The following is a 16,471-nucleotide window of genomic DNA, read 5'->3' on the forward strand; positions in this document are numbered from 1 at the left end:
CCGGCAGCGGGTGCCCCTGGGACTCAGCCCGCGGCGCGCCGCTCCGGCATCGGGGTGGGTTCGGGCTTCTGCAGGCGCAGCTCGACTTCGACGCCGGGAATCTCGCGCAGCATTCGGGGCAACAGCGGGGTGGGGCGCACGGCGAAGCCGCCGTCGCCGTACAGGCGCCCGCGTGCGCCGGGGATCATCAGCTCGATCTGCACCCCGGTGTGACCGGGACGGTGGCTGGCGAGCAGCTCTTCGACTCTGCTCAGCGCGTCCTGCGTACGGTTGTCGACTTTGAGCAGCAGGTGGCGGCTGTGCTTCGCACACAGCTCCTCCAGCGTCAGCAGGCGGCGCAGACGCAGGCTGTAGCCGTCGCCCATGCGGTCTTCCTGAAGGCTGCCCTCGACCAGCACGATCTCGCGGCTCTTGATCAGCGGCGCGTACTGCGCGCAGGCCTCGGAGAACAGGGCCGCCTCGATCTGCCCGCGGCCGTCCTGCAGCTGCACGAAGGCGCGGCTCTCGCCGCTGCGGCGCACATCGCCGACCACGCCGGCCAGCAGCACGCTGGCTTCGGTGCCACGGGCGAACTTGCGCTCCGAGTAGGCCTTGTCGAGACCGCCGAGATCGCAGGTGATGACCTGGCCCAACAAGTCACGCCAGGGGTCGATGGGGTGGCCGCTGATGTAGTGGCCGAGCACGCGGTACTCGTCCTCCAGCAGCTTCTCCAGGGGAAATTCTGGCACGCTCGGCAGTTCGGGCAGCACCGGCTCCGGCGCGCTGCCGCCCAGGTCGAACAGCGAGACCTGACCGACCTCGCGGGCCTTGGCCTGCTGATCACAGGCGCGCAGCACGTCGGGCAGCTGCTCCATCAGGCTGGCGCGGTTGGGGCCGAGACCATCCAGCGCGCCGGCGGCAATCAGGGTCTCCAGGCTGCGGCGGTTGCGGCGCAGGACTTCGACCCGTGAGCACAGGTCGTACAGGCTGGTGAACTCGCCCTTGCCGCGCGCTTCGACGATGGCCTCGCAGGCCTGGCGCCCCATGCCCTTGATCGCGCCGAGGCCATAGACGATCGAGCGCGGGGTGTCAGCCTCGAAGGCGTAGCTGCTGCGGTTCACGTGCGGCAGGGCGACGTCGAGCTTCATCACCCGGCATTCGGCCAGGAAGGTCACCACCTTGTCGGTCTTGTCCATGTCGGACGAGAGCACAGCGGCCATGAACTCGGCCGGGTAGTGCACCTTCAGCCAGGCCGTCTGGTAGGCGACCAGCGCGTACGCCGCCGAGTGCGACTTGTTGAAGCCGTACTCGGCGAACTTCTCCATCAGGTCGAAGATCGAGGTCGCGGTCTGCGGATCGATCTGCCGTTCGGCGCAGCCAGCTTCGAACTTGGCGCGCTCCTTGGCCATCTCCTCGGGCTTCTTCTTGCCCATCGCGCGGCGCAGCATGTCGGCGCCGCCCAGCGTATAGCCGGCCAGCACCTGCGCGATCTGCATCACCTGTTCCTGGTAGACGATGACGCCATAGGTCGGCGACAGCACCGGTTCCAGCAGCGGATGCGGGTAGGTCACGGCGGTCTCGCCGTGCTTGCGGTCGCACCATTCCTTGTCCATCCCCGAGCCCAGCGGGCCGGGCCGGAACAGGGCGGCGAGCGCGATGATGTCTTCGAAGCGGTCGGGGCGCGCGCGCTTCAGCAGCTCGCGCATGCCGCGCGATTCGAACTGGAACACGGCCACGGTGTCGCCGCGCGCGAACAGCTCGTAGCTGGGCTTGTCGTCCAGCGGCAGCGCGGTGATGTCCAGCAGCTCGCGGCCCTCGCGCTTGAGGCGCCGGTTGATGGCCTTCACCGCCCAGTCGATGATGGTCAGCGTGCGCAGGCCAAGGAAGTCGAATTTCACGAGACCTGCGGCCTCGACATCGTCCTTGTCGTACTGGGTCACCACGCTGCGCAGCGCGCCGGGTTCTTTCGGCGGCGGTTCGGCGAACAGCGGGCTGAACTCGGTCAGCGGTTCGGGCGCGATCACCACGCCGCCAGCGTGCTTGCCGGCATTGCGGGTCAGGTCTTCGAGCTTGAGCGCCAGGTCCATCAGATCGCGGACTTCGTCCTCGTGCTGGTAGCGGTCGATCAGCTCGGCCGAGCACAGCTCCTTGTCCTCCTGCGCCGCCTTGCTGCGGCCCAGCGCGTCGTCCAGCGAGATGCCCAGCGTGTTGGGGATGAGCTTGGCGACGCCGTCGACGGCGGGGAAGGGCAGGCCCTGCACGCGGCCACAGTCGCGCACGGCGGCCTTCGCCGCCATGGTGCCGAAGGTGATGATCTGGCTGACCCGGTCGCGGCCGTACTTGCGGGCGACGTAGTCGATGACTTCGTCGCGACGGTCCATGCAGAAGTCGATGTCGAAGTCGGGCATCGACACGCGCTCGGGGTTCAGGAAGCGCTCGAACAGCAGGTCGTAGGGGATCGGGTCCAGATCGGTGATGCCCAGCGCCCAGGCCACCAGCGAGCCCGCGCCCGAGCCGCGGCCGGGGCCGACCGGGATGTCGTTCTGCTTGGCCCAGTTGATGAAGTCGGCCACGATCAGGAAGTAGCCGGGAAAGCCCATCTTGCAGATCACGCCCAGCTCGACGTCCAGCCGCTCGAAGTAGCTCTGGCGCGTATGGCCCGGTGCGATCGGCGCCTTCTCAAGACGCTTGTTCAAGCCTTCGTGCGCGGTGCTGCGGATCCAGCTGTCGAGGGTGTGTTCGTCCGGCACCGGGAAGGCCGGCAGGAAGTAGGTGCCCAGCCGCAGTTCGAGGTTGCAGCGGCGGGCGAGCTCCAGCGAATTCTCGAGCGCGGCCGGAATGTCGGCGAACAGCGCGGACATCTCGTCCGAGGACTTCAGGTACTGCTGGTCGGAGTACTCGCGCGGACGTCGCGGATCACCCAGCACACGGCCCGTCGAGATGCAGACGCGGGCCTCGTGGGCCTCGTAGTCCTCGGCCTCCAGAAAGCGCACGTCATTGCTGGCGACCACGCCCAGGCCGCGGCGGATGGCGAGATCGCAGGCGCCGGCGATGAAGTCTTCCTCGCCCTCGCGCCGCGTGCGCACCAGCTCGAGGTACAGGCGGTCGTCGAACTGCTGCTGCAGCTCTCGCAAGCGCGCCTCGGCTGGCTCGGACTTGCCCTCGCGAAGCAGCTGGCCGATGTCGCTGCCCGGACCGGCCAGCGCGAACAGCCCGCCCGCATGCTCGGACACCCAATCGGGGCGAACGCAGACGAAATCCCCCTGGTGGCCATCGAGGAAAGCCCGCGACAGCAGGCGCGACAAGTTGAGGTAGCCCTCGCGATTGCGGCACAGCAGGGTCAGGCGCGAGAGGCTGCCGTCGGCCGCCTGCACGATCACGTCGCTGCCGGCGATCGGCTTGATGCCGGCCTTCTGCGCTTCCTTGTAGAACTTGATCAGGCCGAACAGGTTGGACAGGTCGGTGACCGCCACCGCAGGCAGCTCGAGGGCCGCGCAGCGCTTGATCAGCTGTGGCAGTCGGATCGTGGAATCGACCAGCGAGAATTCGCTGTGCAGGTGCAGATGGACGAAGCGCGCGGGCATGGCAGGGCAATCCGGCAGGTCGGCCAGCCTACGGCCGCGCCCCAAGCCGAACAAGCCTTGACAGCATATGGGCCGTCGCAGGGGCGTGGCCGTGCTTCACATCCGGTAGCATCCGCCGCTGTTTTCGCAGCGCAGCACGCCCATGTCGCGACAGCGCATCGTCGTCAAATTCGGCACCTCCACGGTCACCGCCGGCGGTCCGGGCCCGGACCTGCCGCGGCTCGCCGAGCTGTGTCGGCAGCTGGCCGCGCTGCGTGCGGCCGGCCACGACCTGGTGCTGGTCAGCTCCGGTGCGGTCGCCACCGGCCGCAGCGCCCTGAACGCAGCACCCGCGCGCGATGTGCCGGTCAAGCAGATGCATGCCGCGGTGGGTCAGCCGCGCCTGCACGCGCTCTATCAGCGCCTGTTCGGCGAACACGCCATCGAGGTCGCGCAGGTGCTGCTGACCCGCAGCGACGTCGAGAACCGCCGGCGCTACCTCAATGCCCGCGAGGCCCTGCTGACCATGCTGGCGCACGGCGTGCTGCCCATCGTCAACGAGAACGACACCGTGGCCACCGAGGAAATCCGCCTCGGCGACAACGACATGCTGTCGGCCCTGGTGTGCAGCCTGGTCGATGCCGACCGCCTCGTCCTGTTGACCGACCAGGCGGGCCTGTACGACAGCGACCCGCGCAGCAACCCGGCCGCGCAGCTGATCCGCGAGGTCGGCCCGGGCGCCTTGCCGGAGCAGCTGCGCGCGGCGGCCGGCGGCAGCGGCAAGCTCGGCACCGGCGGCATGGCGACCAAGCTCGGCGCCGCGGAACTCGCGCGTCGCGGCGGCGCCGTGGCGCATATCGCCGCCGGCAGCGAGCCCGATGTGCTGACGCGGCTGCTGGCGGGCCAGGCGATCGGCACGCGCTTCGCCCCGCAGGGCGAGCGTCTGGCCGCGCGCAAGCGCTACATCACCGGCGGTACTGCCCGCGGCGCGCTGGGCATTGACGACGGCGCGGCGGCGGCACTGCTGCGCGGCGGTAGCTTGCTGCCCGTGGGACTGGTCACGGTTTCAGGCAGCTTCGATCGCGGCGATGCGGTGCAGGTGCTGGATGCAACCGGCGTCGAGGTGGCGCGCGGCATCGCTGCTTACAGCGCGACGGATCTGGCGCGGCTGTGCCGACGGAAGTCCGAGGACATCGAAAGCCTGCTCGGCTATCGCTACGGCGACGAGGTCATCCACCGCAACGACCTGGTGCTGGCCCCGCGCGCTGCGGAGAACCTGACATGAACGAACCCACCTCGCGCGTCGAGCGCCTTGCCGCCCAGGCCCGCGCCGCCCGCGCCGCCCAGCCTGCGTTCGCCCGGCTCCAGGGCCCCGCGCGTGATGCCCTGCTGCGGGAGATCGCGCAGCGTCTGTCCAACCAGCGCGCGCCGCTGATCGAGGCCAACGTCCGCGACCTCGAAGCCGGGGCCGCCGCGGGTCTTGGACCGGCCCTGCTCGATCGCCTGCGTCTGGACGGCCCGCGCCTCGACGGACTCGCCGCCGATGTCCGCACCGTGGCCGCCTTGGCCGATCCGCTGGCCGGTGAATTCGATCGGCGCGAACTGCCGAACGGGCTGCACCTCGCGCGTCGACGCGTGCCCATCGGCGTGGTGGGCGTGATCTACGAGGCCCGGCCGAATGTCACCGTCGACATCGCCGCGGCTGCGCTCAAGTCGGGCAACGCGGTGGTGCTGCGCGGCGGCCGCGAGGCGCGGCAGACCAATCTCGCCCTGGTCGCGTTGCTGCACGAGGCACTGCGCGCGGCTGGTCTGCCCGAGGCCTTGGTCAGCTTCATCGATGCACCCGAGCGCGAGGCGGTGTCCGAGCTGCTGCAGCTGGCGGATTGCATCGATGTGATGGTGCCGCGCGGCGGTCATGGCCTGATCGACCTGTGCCGGCGCGAGAGCCGCATCCCGCTGATTGCCGGTGGCGTCGGCGTGGTCCACATCTACGTCGACGCCAGCGCTGATCCTGAGCGCGCCCTGGCCGTGATCGAGAACGCCAAGGTGCAGCGGCCGGCCGTCTGCAATGCCTTGGACACGCTGCTGGTGCAGGCCAGTGCCGCCGAGCGCCTGCTGCCGATGCTGGCCCAGCGTCTGTCGGCCTACGCCGTGCTGTTCCACGCGGATGGAAAAGCCGCCAGCCTGCTGGCGGCCGGTGGCGCCCGCGTCGAGCCCTTGGCGCCTGGCGATTTCGATCGCGAATGGCTGGGACTGGAGCTGGGGGTGACCCTGGTCGACGACGTCGATGCTGCGATCGCGCACATCGCGGTCCATGGCAGCGGGCACTCCGAAGCCATCCTCAGCGAGGACCCCGAGGCCGTCGCGCACTTCCTCAACGCGGTCGATGCTTCGGCGGTCTACCACAACGCCAGCACCCGCTTCACCGACGGCGGCCAGTTCGGCATGGGCGTCGAGGTGGCGGTGGCCACGGGGCGCCTGGCGCCGCGCGGGCCGGTCGGCCCGGCCGAGCTGACCAGCTGGAAATGGGTCGGCCGCGGCGATTATCTGGCGCGGGCCTGAGCCTGATCCTGCGCCATCGGGCTCGGCTGTGGCGGCGTTTTTGCGGTGCCTGCAGGCCCTGGCCCGAGAGCGGGCCCGTGGCGCGCCCGCTCTCGACCTGGTCGCGGGCTTCGCGTCGACCATCGCCAGCGCGCGGCACGCGGTTTGCCTAAGGTCGGGCGTTACTCCCTGAGAGCCGAGCTCTGGACGTCCGCTCGCTGACACTGTCGATCTGCCTGCTGAGCCTGCTTCCGAGCTTGGGTCGGGCTTCGACGGCCGCCCTGGAACAGGCCCCGCCGGAGAGCGCTGGCGTCGCCGCTCCGGGCCCGCAGAACCTGAGCCCGGATGAGCTGCGCATCCTTGAGCTCTCGCTGGAGATCGAGGACCGCGACTGGATGCGCCCGGCCGAGGCGGCGGAAAAGCTTCGCGCTGCCCTGCCGGCGTTGCCCGCGGCCTCGGCCCTGCGCCGTGAATTGCTGGGCATGCTCGGGCGCATGTACGCCAATGCCGACATGAAGGAGGCCGCGGAGGCCACCGCCCGCGAGCTCGATGCGCGGCAGGCCACCTGGGCCGATGGCAGCGATCTCGCCGCGGCGATGATCCGCCTGCGCGTCAGGCTGCGCGAAGGAGGCGCGGCAGCAGTGATTCCCGAGCTGCAGGCCCTGGTGCCCCGCGTCGAGGCTGAGCTGGGCCTGCGCGAGCGGCTGCGCTTCTGGTTCCATCTCGCCTCCGCGCTCAGTGGTCAGGCCGAGTTTGGCGAGGCCGTGCGCGCCTTCCAGACCGCGAGCGACTTGGCCGATGAGCTTGGCCGCCCCGGTTGGCGCTCCAGCATCCGCTCCTCGCATGCCAGCGTGCTCTCGCAGCTGGGCCAGCATGAGCGCGCGGTGGCAATGGCGCGCGAAGCACTGGAGCTCGCCCATGAGCTGGGCGACGACACCCTGTTGAGCGAGGCCTACACCACGCTCGGCGTGGTGCAGGATTCGGCGGGCGACTCCGAGGGCCTGTTGCAGTCGATGCAGTCGGCGATCCACCACGCTCGCCGGGCCGGTGACGGCGATGGACTCTCCGTGCTGCTCGGCAATGTCGCCCACTACCACCTCGTCAACGGCCAGTACGCCGAGGCCGAGCGCATCTCGCAGGAAGCGCTGGATACGGCCGAGGCCTCGGAGGATCCGCGCGGCCGGGCGCTGGCGCTGGCCAATCTGGGCCTGGCCCGGATCGGCCTTGGCCGGATCGAGGAGGGTAAGGCGCTGGTAGCGGAGGGCATCGAGTACGACCGCCTGCAGGGCCTGCGCAACGAGCTGGCACTGACCTATGCCGAACTGGGGGCCGCGCTGGAACGCGCTGGCGATCTCGGTGGTGCGATCGAGGCCCTGCACGCGGCGCGCGCGCTGCAGGACGAGATTTTCCGCGAGGACCAGCAGCGGGCCGTGCTCGCGCTGCAGGAGAAGGTCGAGGCCAAGCGTCGCGAGAAAGCCATCGAACAGCTGGAGGCCGAAAACGCCCGCAGCCTGGCCGAGTTCGAGCGCAAGCGCCTGCAGCAGTGGGTGTGGCGACTGCTCGCCGTGCTGCTAGTGCTGGGCCTGGCGCTGGTGGTGATCGGTGTCCGTCGCCTGCGCGCGAGCAATCGCCACCTCGATGGCATCAACGCCCAGCTGCGCATGCAGAGCGAACGCGACCCCCTAACCGGGCTGGCCAACCGTCGCCATGTACAGGCGGTGCTGCGGCATGCCGGAGGCGAGCGCGCCTACACCGGCACGCTGCTGCTGATCGACCTCGACCACTTCAAGCTCATCAATGATCGCCACGGCCATGCTGTGGGCGACGCCCTGCTCGTCGAAACCGCGCGCCGGCTGCGCGCCGTCTGCCGTGGCCAGGACCTTGCCGCGCGCTGGGGCGGCGAGGAGTTCCTGCTGGCGGTCGACTGGCTGGCGCCGGCGGATGCCGCGCACCTGGCCGAGCGCCTGCTGGCCGAGCTGTCGCAACCGGTCGACATCGACGGGGCGCGTATCCCGGTCAGCGCCTCGATCGGCTTCGCCGCGCTGCCGCTGCCTCCGGCAGGCCTGAGCCTGCCCTTCGAGCAGGCGCTGCGCCTGGTGGATGCCGCCCTCTACCTCGCCAAGCTGCGCGGGCGCCATCGCGCCTGCGGCGTCAGCTGGCTGCGCGAGGGCGCGGCGGCCAACCTGGAGGCGGTCATTGCCGATATCGAGCACGCTGAAGCCCTAGGCCGGATCGGCCTGCAGGTGGTGGTCGGTGCGGAGGGCTCCGCATGAGCGGTGCGATCGAGGGAGCGGCATCGCCGCGTGACCCGGGCGGCGGCAGGCTGCCCGCCCTGCTGCTGTTGCTCGTCTGCGGCGCCGCGCCCGCAGCCTTCGCCGCCCGGCAGATGACCGAGTCGCCCGAGCCTGTCGAATCGGGTCTGGGCCTGAACAGTGCCGCGCCCGGGCTGCCAGCCGCGCGCCTCGATGCGGCCGTGCGCCTGGCGGCCGAAGACCCTGCGCGAGCGCGCGCGGCTCTGGACGCGCTGGCGGCCGAGTGGCGGATCGAAGCCGCATCTTCCGACCCGCGGGCGCGGCTGCTGCAGCGCGCGCGCCTGCAGCTGCTCGTCGAAGCGCGCGATGCCAAGGGGCTGGCCGCGGCCCTGCGCGCGGCCGCATTCGACGGGGCCGTCGCGAGCCCCGCCCCGGGCGCCGGCGCGGTGCCATCAGACTCCGCGGCGGCAGCCGATCTCGCGCTGATGGAGGCGCAGCTGGCCGAACTCGAGAATCGACCAAGCGTGGCTGCCGAACGCGCCCGCGCCGCCTTGGACTTCCATCGTTCGGCCTGCCCCTTGCCGTCGGCGCTGCGGGTGGACTCGGTGCTGCAGGACGACCCCGAGGCGCGTGAGCGTAGTCACGCTCTGGGCGCCTTCGCCGATTGCGACTACCGCGCGGTCTGGCAGGCCGAGCGCGTGCTGGAGCGGCAGGCACTTGCCAACGGCGTGGTCGCGCAGGCGCGATCCTCCGCGCAGGGCCGGCTGGCCTTGGCGCTGGCCGCAGGCGATGCCTACCGGGCGGCGCAGACCTGGTCGCTGCTGGGCTTCCTGGCCTCGCAGGCGGGTGAACCCAAGGAGACCGTCCTGGGCCTGCTGGCACAGGCCCGGCGCACGGCCGAGCGGGTCGGCGAACCTGAGCTGCGCATCCGCACCCTGGTCAACGAGGCCGCAGTGGCCATCGATGCCGGCGATGCGCGCACCTCGATCGCCCGCCTGCGCAGCGCGCTGGCGCTGGCGCGTTCGGCTGGCCTGCAGCGGCCGCAGGTGATGCTGCTCAACAACCTGGCCGACACCCAGCTGCGCCTGCGTCAGCCGCGGCAGGCCCTGCGCACGGTGCAGGAGGCCCTGCCGCTCGCCGAACGCCTGCAGGAGCAGCGCGTGCTGCAGGCGTTGCACAACAACGCCGGGCTCGCCCACATCGGCCTGGGCCAGATCGAGGCCGGCAAGCAGCAGCTGGCGCTGGCCGAGACCCTGCTGGGCGAAGAGGGCAACGAGGGCCAGCGGGTGCAGATGCTGCGCGAGTTCGGCGAGGCGCTGGCGGCGGCCGGCGACGCCGGCGCCGCGCTTGAGCTCTACCATCGCGAACGCGAGCTGTCGGCGCGGATCAGCCGCGAGAACCTCGATGCCGCGCTGCGCGATATCCAGGCGAGTTTCGACGCCGAGGTCCGCCAGCGCGACATGCAGCTCCTGGAAGACCAGCTCGCCACCCGCAGCGATGAGATCGCCAGCCAGGACCTGACCCTGCGCATCTGGCTGCTGCTGCTGGCCGTGCTCGGCGTCCTGCTGCTGCTGGGTGCGCTGCTCTACGGGCGCCTGCGCGGGCGCGAGCGGCTGCTGAGCGAGCGCCGCGAACGCCTGCGGCGCGAGAGCGAGCAGGACACCCTGACCGGGCTCGGCAACCGCCGTGCCTTCGAACTGCGCATGCAGGGGCTGGTCGCGCGGCCGGGCGCGCCCGGCGCCCTGCTGCTGCTCGACGTCGATCACTTCAAGCGCATCAACGATCGCTACGGCCACGCCTCGGGCGATGCCGTGCTGGTCGAGGTCGCTCGCCGCATCCAGGCCTGCCTGCGCCGCGAGGACCTGGTGGTGCGCTGGGGCGGCGAGGAGTTTCTCGTGCATGTCTCCGGTATGGGCAGCGCGCAGGCGATCGCGCTTGGCCGACGCATCCTCGAGCGCATCGCCGGCGAACCGGTCGAGATGCCGAACGGCAGCCTCCGGGTCAGCGCCTCGATGGGCCTCTGTCTTGACCTGCTGCCCAGCTGCAGCGCCGAGCTAGGCTGGGAGGAACGGCTGCGGCTGGCCGATCTCGCCTTGTACGCAGCGAAGAGCCGCGGTCGCAGTCGCGCCGTGGCGGTGGTCGACAGCAGCGGCGAGGCCGAGGCTCTGCGCGCGCCGGAAATCGATTTCGAGGCGGCCGAGCGCAGCGGTCTGCTGCGAACCCAGAGTGCGGTGGTGCTGGGCTGAGCCGCGTCGCTGGCGTCGATGCGGGAACTGAGAGCATGTGAGAACCATCCGCCTACTGCGGCCGCCTCTGGCCGCCCGTGGCGGCAGCGCGCTACGCGAATTCCGCGGTCACTCGCTCGCCAAACTCCCTTGAATTCACCTATCGCGCTTTGCCACGAACACCCAGAGGCGCTCTCGCTACGGCGTCTGGGCTTTTTCACACGCTCCGAGGTCAATCCGCGGCGATGGCTGCGCCGCGGCGCGCCTGCGGTGTGACTGGCGCCCCCGGCGGATCGGATTCGACCCGATTGCGGCCCGCGGCCTTGGCCGCGTAGAGCGCGCGATCGGCGCGTGCGAGCAGGGCGGGCTCGTCGCCATCAAGCTTGGGCTCGAAGCTGGCCACGCCGAGGCTGACGCGGATCCGTGAATCCGCCTCGACGGCCCGGCGCAGGCGTTCGGCCAGACCGACCGCTTCGGCGAGGCCACTTGGCGTGATCACTGCGAATTCCTCGCCGCCGTAGCGGGCCACCACGGTGTCGCTGCGCACCGCCCGCTGCAGCAGCTGGCCCAGCTGGCGCAGCACTTCATCGCCGGCGAGATGGCCTTCGCGGTCGTTGACCTGCTTGAAGTGATCGACGTCGATCAGCAGCACCGACAGCCGGCGGCCGGTCAGCAGGGCGCGTTCGACGCCTTCGCGCAGCAGGCGGTCGAAATGCCGGCGGTTGGACACCCCGGTCAGGGCATCGGTGTCGGCAAGATCGCGCAGCGTGCGGTTGGCATTCACCAGATCCGCCGTGCGCCGCGCCACCACCTGGTCGAGCTCTTTTTGGCGTTGCTCCGCCAGTGCGTGCTGCTGGCGGCGATGGGCGCGGCGCTGTCCGAGCAGGGCCAGTGCGCCGAGCGCGGCGGCGCTGGCGAAGCCGGTCCAGAAACCGGCGCTGAAACCGGAGGCGGCCGGCTGCGACGGAACCGTTGATGCGAAGCCGGCCACGGGGGCGGCAAGGGCGGCGAGGGCAACCCGGAGTGGAGTGGGTCGAGACGGGCGGGTCGGCCGCATGCAGGGCGGAGATCGAAAGCCGGGGGCGGCGGGCAAGGGCCCGATGCTACGACGGACTCTGCGGCCTGACCATGCGGCCTTGGCAGCACCGGATTCGGCGCTCGGGAATTCAAGCCAGCGTGGCGTCCCGGCTCGACGCACACAGACCCTGCAGCGACGGAGCGCGCAGGGGCGAGGCGGGCAGTGCTCGGCCTCAATCGGCCAGCAGGCGGCCCTGCGCTGGCTGCGTCGCGGCGGCCTCGCGCACCGGCGCGAAGCTGCGGCGATGGGCGGGGCAGGGCCCGAAGGCGCGCAGCGCCTCGAAATGCCCGGGCACCGGGTAGCCCTTGTGGGCGGCGAATCCGTACTCGGGGAAGCGCTCGGCCAGGGTGAGCATGGCGCGATCGCGGCTGACCTTGGCGAGGATCGAGGCCGCGCCGATGGCCGGATCGCGGGCATCGCCCTTGACCCAGGCTTCGGCTGGGCAGGGCAGGCCGGGCGGGATCGCATTGCCATCGATCCGCGCCAGCACGGGGGGGATGGGCAGGCCGCAGACCGCGCGACGCATGCCTTCCAGGGTGGCGCGGTAGATGTTGAGCGCGTCGATCTCGGCCGGCTCGATGTGCACGATCTGCCAGGCCATGGAACGCTCGATGATCTGATCGAACAGGGCCTCGCGGCGCTTCTCGCTGAGCCGCTTGGAGTCGCCCAGCCCGTCGATCGGTCGCATGGGATCGAGGACCACCGCGGCCACCACCAGCGGGCCCGCCAGCGGGCCGCGTCCGGCCTCGTCGACGCCGGCGATGCCGGGCGTGCGCGCGCTGCACGGCGGGTCACCGACGGGCTCAGTGCGCATCGATCAACTCGGCGATCGCGGTCGCGGCGCTCGCGCTGGCGCCCTGCTTCAGCTCGGCGTGGAGGCGGGCGAAGGCCTCGGTCTGCGCCGCGGCCGCGGCGGGCGAATCCAGCAGCGGCGCCAGCGCGCGCTCCAGCACCTCTGGCCGGCAGTCGTCTTGCATGCACTCCGGCACCAGCGCGCCGCCGGCGAGCGCATTGGGCAGGCTGAAGTGGCTCACCTTGAGCAGGCCGAAGCTCCGCACGATCCAGTGGGTCAGCGCGCTGATGCGGTAGCCCACCACCATCGGCGTGCCGGCCAGCAGGGCTTCGAGGGCGGCCGTGCCCGAGGCCAGCAACACCACATCGGCCGCGCGCAGGGCCAGCGAAGACTGTCCGTCGAGCAGGCGGATGCGCGGCGACGCGCTGGCGCTCGCGAGCTGCGCCTCGAAGGCGGCCCGACAGGCCGCATTCGCCATCGGCGCGATGATCTGCAAATGCGGGCGCGTGGCCTGCAGGCGCGCGGCGGTGGCGATGAAGTCGGCGCCGATGCGGCCGATCTCGCCGAGCCGGCTGCCGGGCAGCAGGGCGAGCAGTCGGGCATCGGCAGCGATTCCGAGTGCCGCTCGCGCCGCAGCCCGATCATGTGGAAGCGGGTACTGCTCGGCCAGCGGATGGCCGATGAAACGGGCGTCCACGCCGTACTCGGCGTAGATCGGCGGCTCCATCGGGAACAGGCAGAGCACGCGGTCGGCCGAGTGGCCGAGCTTGGCCGCGCGCTCGCGCCGCCAGGCCCAGACCGAGGGGCTGACGTAGTGGACGGTGCGCAGGCCCGCCTGCTTCAGGCGGCGCTCAAGGCCCAGGTTGAAGTCGGGCGCGTCGATGCCGACGAAGACATCGGGCCGCAGACGCAGCAGGCGCGCGCGCAGCTGGTGGCGCAGCCTCAGCAGGCGCGGCAGGTGGCGCAGCACTTCGGTGAGGCCCATCACTGCGAGCTCGCTGCAGTCCCACCAGCTCTCGAAGCCTTCGGCGCGCATCTGCGGGCCGCCGACGCCGACGAAGCGGGCCTGCGGGTAGCGCTGGCGCAGGGCGCGGATCAGATCGGCGCCGAGCAGGTCGCCGGAGGCCTCGCCCGCCACCAGCGCGATGACCGGCGCGGGCCGCGCTGCGTCCATCAGCGGATCAGGCTGCGCGTGCTGCCGTCGATGAAGTCGAGCAGCAGCTTGAGATCCTCCGAGGCCTGGGCCTCGTCGGCGATCTTGGCGCGCGCTTCGGCCAGCGGCAGGCCGGCCATATAGAGGGTGCGGTAGCTGCGCTTGATCGCGGCGATGCGCTCCGCGCTGAAACCGCGACGCTTCAGGCCCTCGGCGTTGATGCCGCGCGGCTGCGCGTACTCGCCGGCGACCATGACATAGGGCGGCACGTCGCGGTTGACCGAGGCGCCCATCGCGGTGAAGGCGTGGTCGCCGACCTTGCAGAACTGGTGGATCAGGCTGAAGCCGCCGAGGATCACCTGGTTGCCGATGTGCACATGGCCGGCCATCGAGGCGGCGTTGGCGAAGGTGTTGTTGTTGCCGATTCGGCAGTCGTGCGCGATGTGCACGTAGGCCATGATCCAGTTGTCGTCGCCGATCGAGGTGATGCCCTCGTCATCGGCGGTGCCACGGTTGATGGTGACGAACTCGCGGATCAGGTTGCGGTCGCCAATCACCAGCTCGCAGCGCTCGCCGCGGAACTTCTTGTCCTGCGGCTCGCCGCCGATCGCGGCGAAGCTGTGAATGCGGTTGTCGCGGCCGAGGCGGGTGGGGCCGTGGATCACCACGTGCGAGTCGATGCGGGTGCCGGCGCCGATTTCGACCTCGTCGCCGATCACGCAGAAGGGGCCGATCTCGACGCCTTCGCCGAGCTTCGCCCCCGGATGGATGACGGCGCTCGGATGCACGCTCATGCCGCGCGCTCCGCGCAGAGCAGCTCGCAGCAGGCCACCTCGCGGCCGTCGACCGTGGCCACGCACTCGTACTGGCCCATGCCCATGCGCATGCGCTTCTGCACCGACTCCAGCACCAGCTGGTCGCCGGGAACGACGGTGCGCGCGAAGCGCGCCTTGTCGACGCGCACCAGGTAGAAGATCGGCTCCTCGCCGGCCGGCTTGGGCGGCTCGGACAGCTGGGTCAAGAGGCCCGAGGCCTGGGCCAGGGCCTCGACCACCAGCACGCCGGGCATAACAGGATGACCCGGGAAGTGACCCTGGAAGAAGGGCTCGTTGATCGTCACGTTCTTGATCGCGCGGATGCGCTGACGCGGCTCCAGTTCGAGCACGCGGTCGACCAGCAGAAAGGGGTAGCGGTGCGGCAGGATGCCCATGATCCGGGTCACGTCGACCGGCAGTTCGGGCAGGTAGGGCTCGCTCATGAGCTCGATGGGTCCTTGTCGTTGTTGTTCTCGCGGCCTTCGCGCAGCACGCGGCGCGCGAGCTGGTCGAGCTGGCGGAAGCGGGCGGCGTTTCGACGCCACAGCCGGCTCTCCTGCAGCGGCACGCCGGAGGAGTACTGGCCCGGTTGATCGATGCTGCTGCTCACCAGCGAGCGCGCGGTCAGGGTCACTTTGTCGCAGATGCTGAGGTGGCCAACGATGCCCACGCCGCCGCCGATCAGGCAGTAGCGGCCGATTTTCGCCGATCCGGCGATCGCCGCGCACCCTGCCACCGCCGTATGGTCGCCGATCACCACGTTGTGGCCGATCTGCACGAGGTTGTCGATGCGCACGTCCACGCCGAGCCGGGTGTCCTCCAGCGCGCCGCGGTCGATGCAGGTGTTGGCGCCAATCTCGCAGTCATCGCCGATCTCGACGCCGCCCAACTGCGGCACTTTGATCCAGTGGCCGGCCTTCATGGCCAGACCAAAGCCGTCCGCGCCGAGCACGGCACCCGGGTGGATGCGCACGCGCTGGCCGAGGCGCACGCGGGTCACCAGGGTCACCCGCGCGACCAGCACGCTGCCGGCGCCGATGCTGCAGTCCTCGCCGATCACACAGCCCGGACCGAGCATGACGCCGGCTCCGATGCGCGAGCGTGCACCCACGCTGCAGTGCGGACCGATGCTGGCGTCAGCGGCGATCTCCGCGCTCGGATCGATCACGGCGGTCGGATGTACGCCGGCGGCGTAGGCCGGCTGCGGCTCGAACAGGGCGGCGATTTCGGCGAAGGCCACATAGGGGTCGCGGGCGACCAGCACCGCACAGGGCGCCGAATCGGCCGCATCGGCGCGCAGCACGACGGCCGAGGCGCCGGTGTGGGCGAGCTCCTTGCGATAGCTCGGGTTGGCCAGGAAGCTGAGCTGGCCAGAGTAGGCATTGGCGAGTGTGCCCACGCCCTCGATGCGCAGCTCGCCGGCGCCACGCAGCTCCAGCCCGAAGCGCTCGGCCAGCTCCGCCAGCGTGAATCCCGGGATGCTCACGGGCGTTCGTCCACTGCCCGTTCGCGTTCGAGCAGGTCGAGCACGCGATCGGTGATGTCGACGCGTCCTGAGACATACAGAGCGCCGCTGGAGATCACCAGATCCAGGCCGTTGTCTCGCGCGTAGTTGGCGATCGCCTCGTTCAGCACCGGCCAGGCGCGCTGGACCTCCTGTTCGCTGCGCGTCTCCAGCTCGTTGCGCAGGCGTTCGCGGGTGCGCTCCACCGAGCGGCGCAGGGGATCGGCCTCGGCGCGCAGGCGCGTGGCTTCGTCGCCATTCGCTGCCTGCAGGCGCTGGTCGAGACCTGCGAGCCGGCGCTCGTCCTCGCGCAGCAAGGCCACGCTGGCGTCGAACTCCCTTTGCAGTCGGGCGCGCGCCTCGCGCACCTGTGGCGAGTCATCGATCAGCCGCTTCATGTCCACATAGGCGATGCGCGTGGGCGCCGCGTCCTGCGTTGAGGCGATGTCCGGCCCGCCGAGCAGCAGTGCGCCAAGCGCCAGCGCGCCCAGCCACGCCCGACCCGCACCCGTGGTGACGGGCGGCCGAAGGGCGCGCGGGTGGCGGGGCATGGGGGCGCGGTCCGTCA

Annotated in this window: 12 protein-coding genes; 4 read left to right on the plus strand and 8 right to left on the minus strand. The window is 70.9% G+C overall.

Going from position 1 to position 16,471, the window contains the following annotated elements; all coding sequences use genetic code 11:
* Positions 1-23: 23 nt before the first annotated feature.
* Positions 24-3,563, minus strand: a complete 3,540-nt coding sequence (gene dnaE, locus BLP83_RS01500; RefSeq protein WP_091237971.1) for a DNA polymerase III subunit alpha — start codon at positions 3,561-3,563, stop codon at positions 24-26.
* A 142-nt stretch (positions 3,564-3,705) separates the two neighbouring features.
* Between dnaE and proB the strand changes: the two genes are divergently transcribed.
* The 4 genes from proB (at position 3,706) to BLP83_RS01520 (ending at position 10,581) form a co-directional block, all read left to right on the plus strand.
* Positions 3,706-4,827: a glutamate 5-kinase gene (gene proB / locus BLP83_RS01505; RefSeq protein WP_091237973.1), complete on the plus strand. Its 1,122-nt coding sequence runs from the start codon at positions 3,706-3,708 to the stop codon at positions 4,825-4,827.
* On the plus strand, positions 4,824-6,104 hold the full coding sequence (locus tag BLP83_RS01510) for a glutamate-5-semialdehyde dehydrogenase (RefSeq protein ID WP_091237974.1): 1,281 nt from the start codon (positions 4,824-4,826) through the stop codon (positions 6,102-6,104). Before proB ends, BLP83_RS01510 begins: the two co-directional genes overlap by 4 nt.
* A gap of 236 nt (positions 6,105-6,340) precedes the next feature.
* Complete coding sequence (locus tag BLP83_RS01515) at positions 6,341-8,356, plus strand: diguanylate cyclase domain-containing protein (RefSeq protein ID WP_091237976.1); 2,016 nt, start codon at positions 6,341-6,343, stop codon at positions 8,354-8,356.
* Positions 8,353-10,581, plus strand: a complete 2,229-nt coding sequence (locus BLP83_RS01520) for a GGDEF domain-containing protein (RefSeq protein ID WP_091237977.1) — start codon at positions 8,353-8,355, stop codon at positions 10,579-10,581. Before BLP83_RS01515 ends, BLP83_RS01520 begins: the two co-directional genes overlap by 4 nt.
* Positions 10,582-10,792: 211 nt before the next feature.
* On the opposite strand, the gene BLP83_RS01525 is transcribed toward BLP83_RS01520, so the two are convergent.
* The 7 genes from BLP83_RS01525 to BLP83_RS01555 all read right to left on the minus strand — a co-directional run bounded on the left by BLP83_RS01525 (position 10,793) and on the right by BLP83_RS01555 (position 16,454).
* Complete coding sequence (locus tag BLP83_RS01525) at positions 10,793-11,551, minus strand: GGDEF domain-containing protein (RefSeq protein ID WP_176763961.1); 759 nt, start codon at positions 11,549-11,551, stop codon at positions 10,793-10,795.
* Positions 11,552-11,810: 259 nt separating this feature from the next.
* The gene (rnhB, locus tag BLP83_RS01530; RefSeq protein WP_091237981.1) at positions 11,811-12,452 is read right to left on the minus strand and encodes a ribonuclease HII; all 642 of its coding nucleotides are present in this window, start codon (positions 12,450-12,452) and stop codon (positions 11,811-11,813) included.
* A complete protein-coding gene (gene lpxB / locus BLP83_RS01535) occupies positions 12,442-13,605 on the minus strand; it encodes a lipid-A-disaccharide synthase (RefSeq protein ID WP_091237982.1) in 1,164 nt (387 codons plus the stop codon). Before lpxB ends, rnhB begins: the two co-directional genes overlap by 11 nt.
* A complete protein-coding gene (gene lpxA / locus BLP83_RS01540; RefSeq protein WP_091237984.1) occupies positions 13,605-14,378 on the minus strand; it encodes an acyl-ACP--UDP-N-acetylglucosamine O-acyltransferase in 774 nt (257 codons plus the stop codon). The genes lpxB and lpxA overlap by 1 nt, the downstream gene beginning before the upstream one ends.
* Positions 14,375-14,842, minus strand: a complete 468-nt coding sequence (fabZ, locus tag BLP83_RS01545; RefSeq protein WP_091237985.1) for a 3-hydroxyacyl-ACP dehydratase FabZ — start codon at positions 14,840-14,842, stop codon at positions 14,375-14,377. The genes lpxA and fabZ overlap by 4 nt, the downstream gene beginning before the upstream one ends.
* Entirely contained in the window at positions 14,839-15,885 is a 1,047-nt protein-coding gene (lpxD, locus tag BLP83_RS01550; RefSeq protein ID WP_091237987.1) for a UDP-3-O-(3-hydroxymyristoyl)glucosamine N-acyltransferase, read from the minus strand. The genes fabZ and lpxD overlap by 4 nt, the downstream gene beginning before the upstream one ends.
* On the minus strand, positions 15,882-16,454 hold the full coding sequence (locus BLP83_RS01555) for an OmpH/Skp family outer membrane protein (protein WP_091237988.1): 573 nt from the start codon (positions 16,452-16,454) through the stop codon (positions 15,882-15,884). The genes lpxD and BLP83_RS01555 overlap by 4 nt, the downstream gene beginning before the upstream one ends.
* Positions 16,455-16,471: the final 17 nt, after the last annotated feature.

Source organism: Aquimonas voraii, from assembly GCF_900101825.1.
Taxonomy (GTDB): Bacteria; Pseudomonadota; Gammaproteobacteria; order Xanthomonadales; family Xanthomonadaceae; genus Aquimonas; species Aquimonas voraii.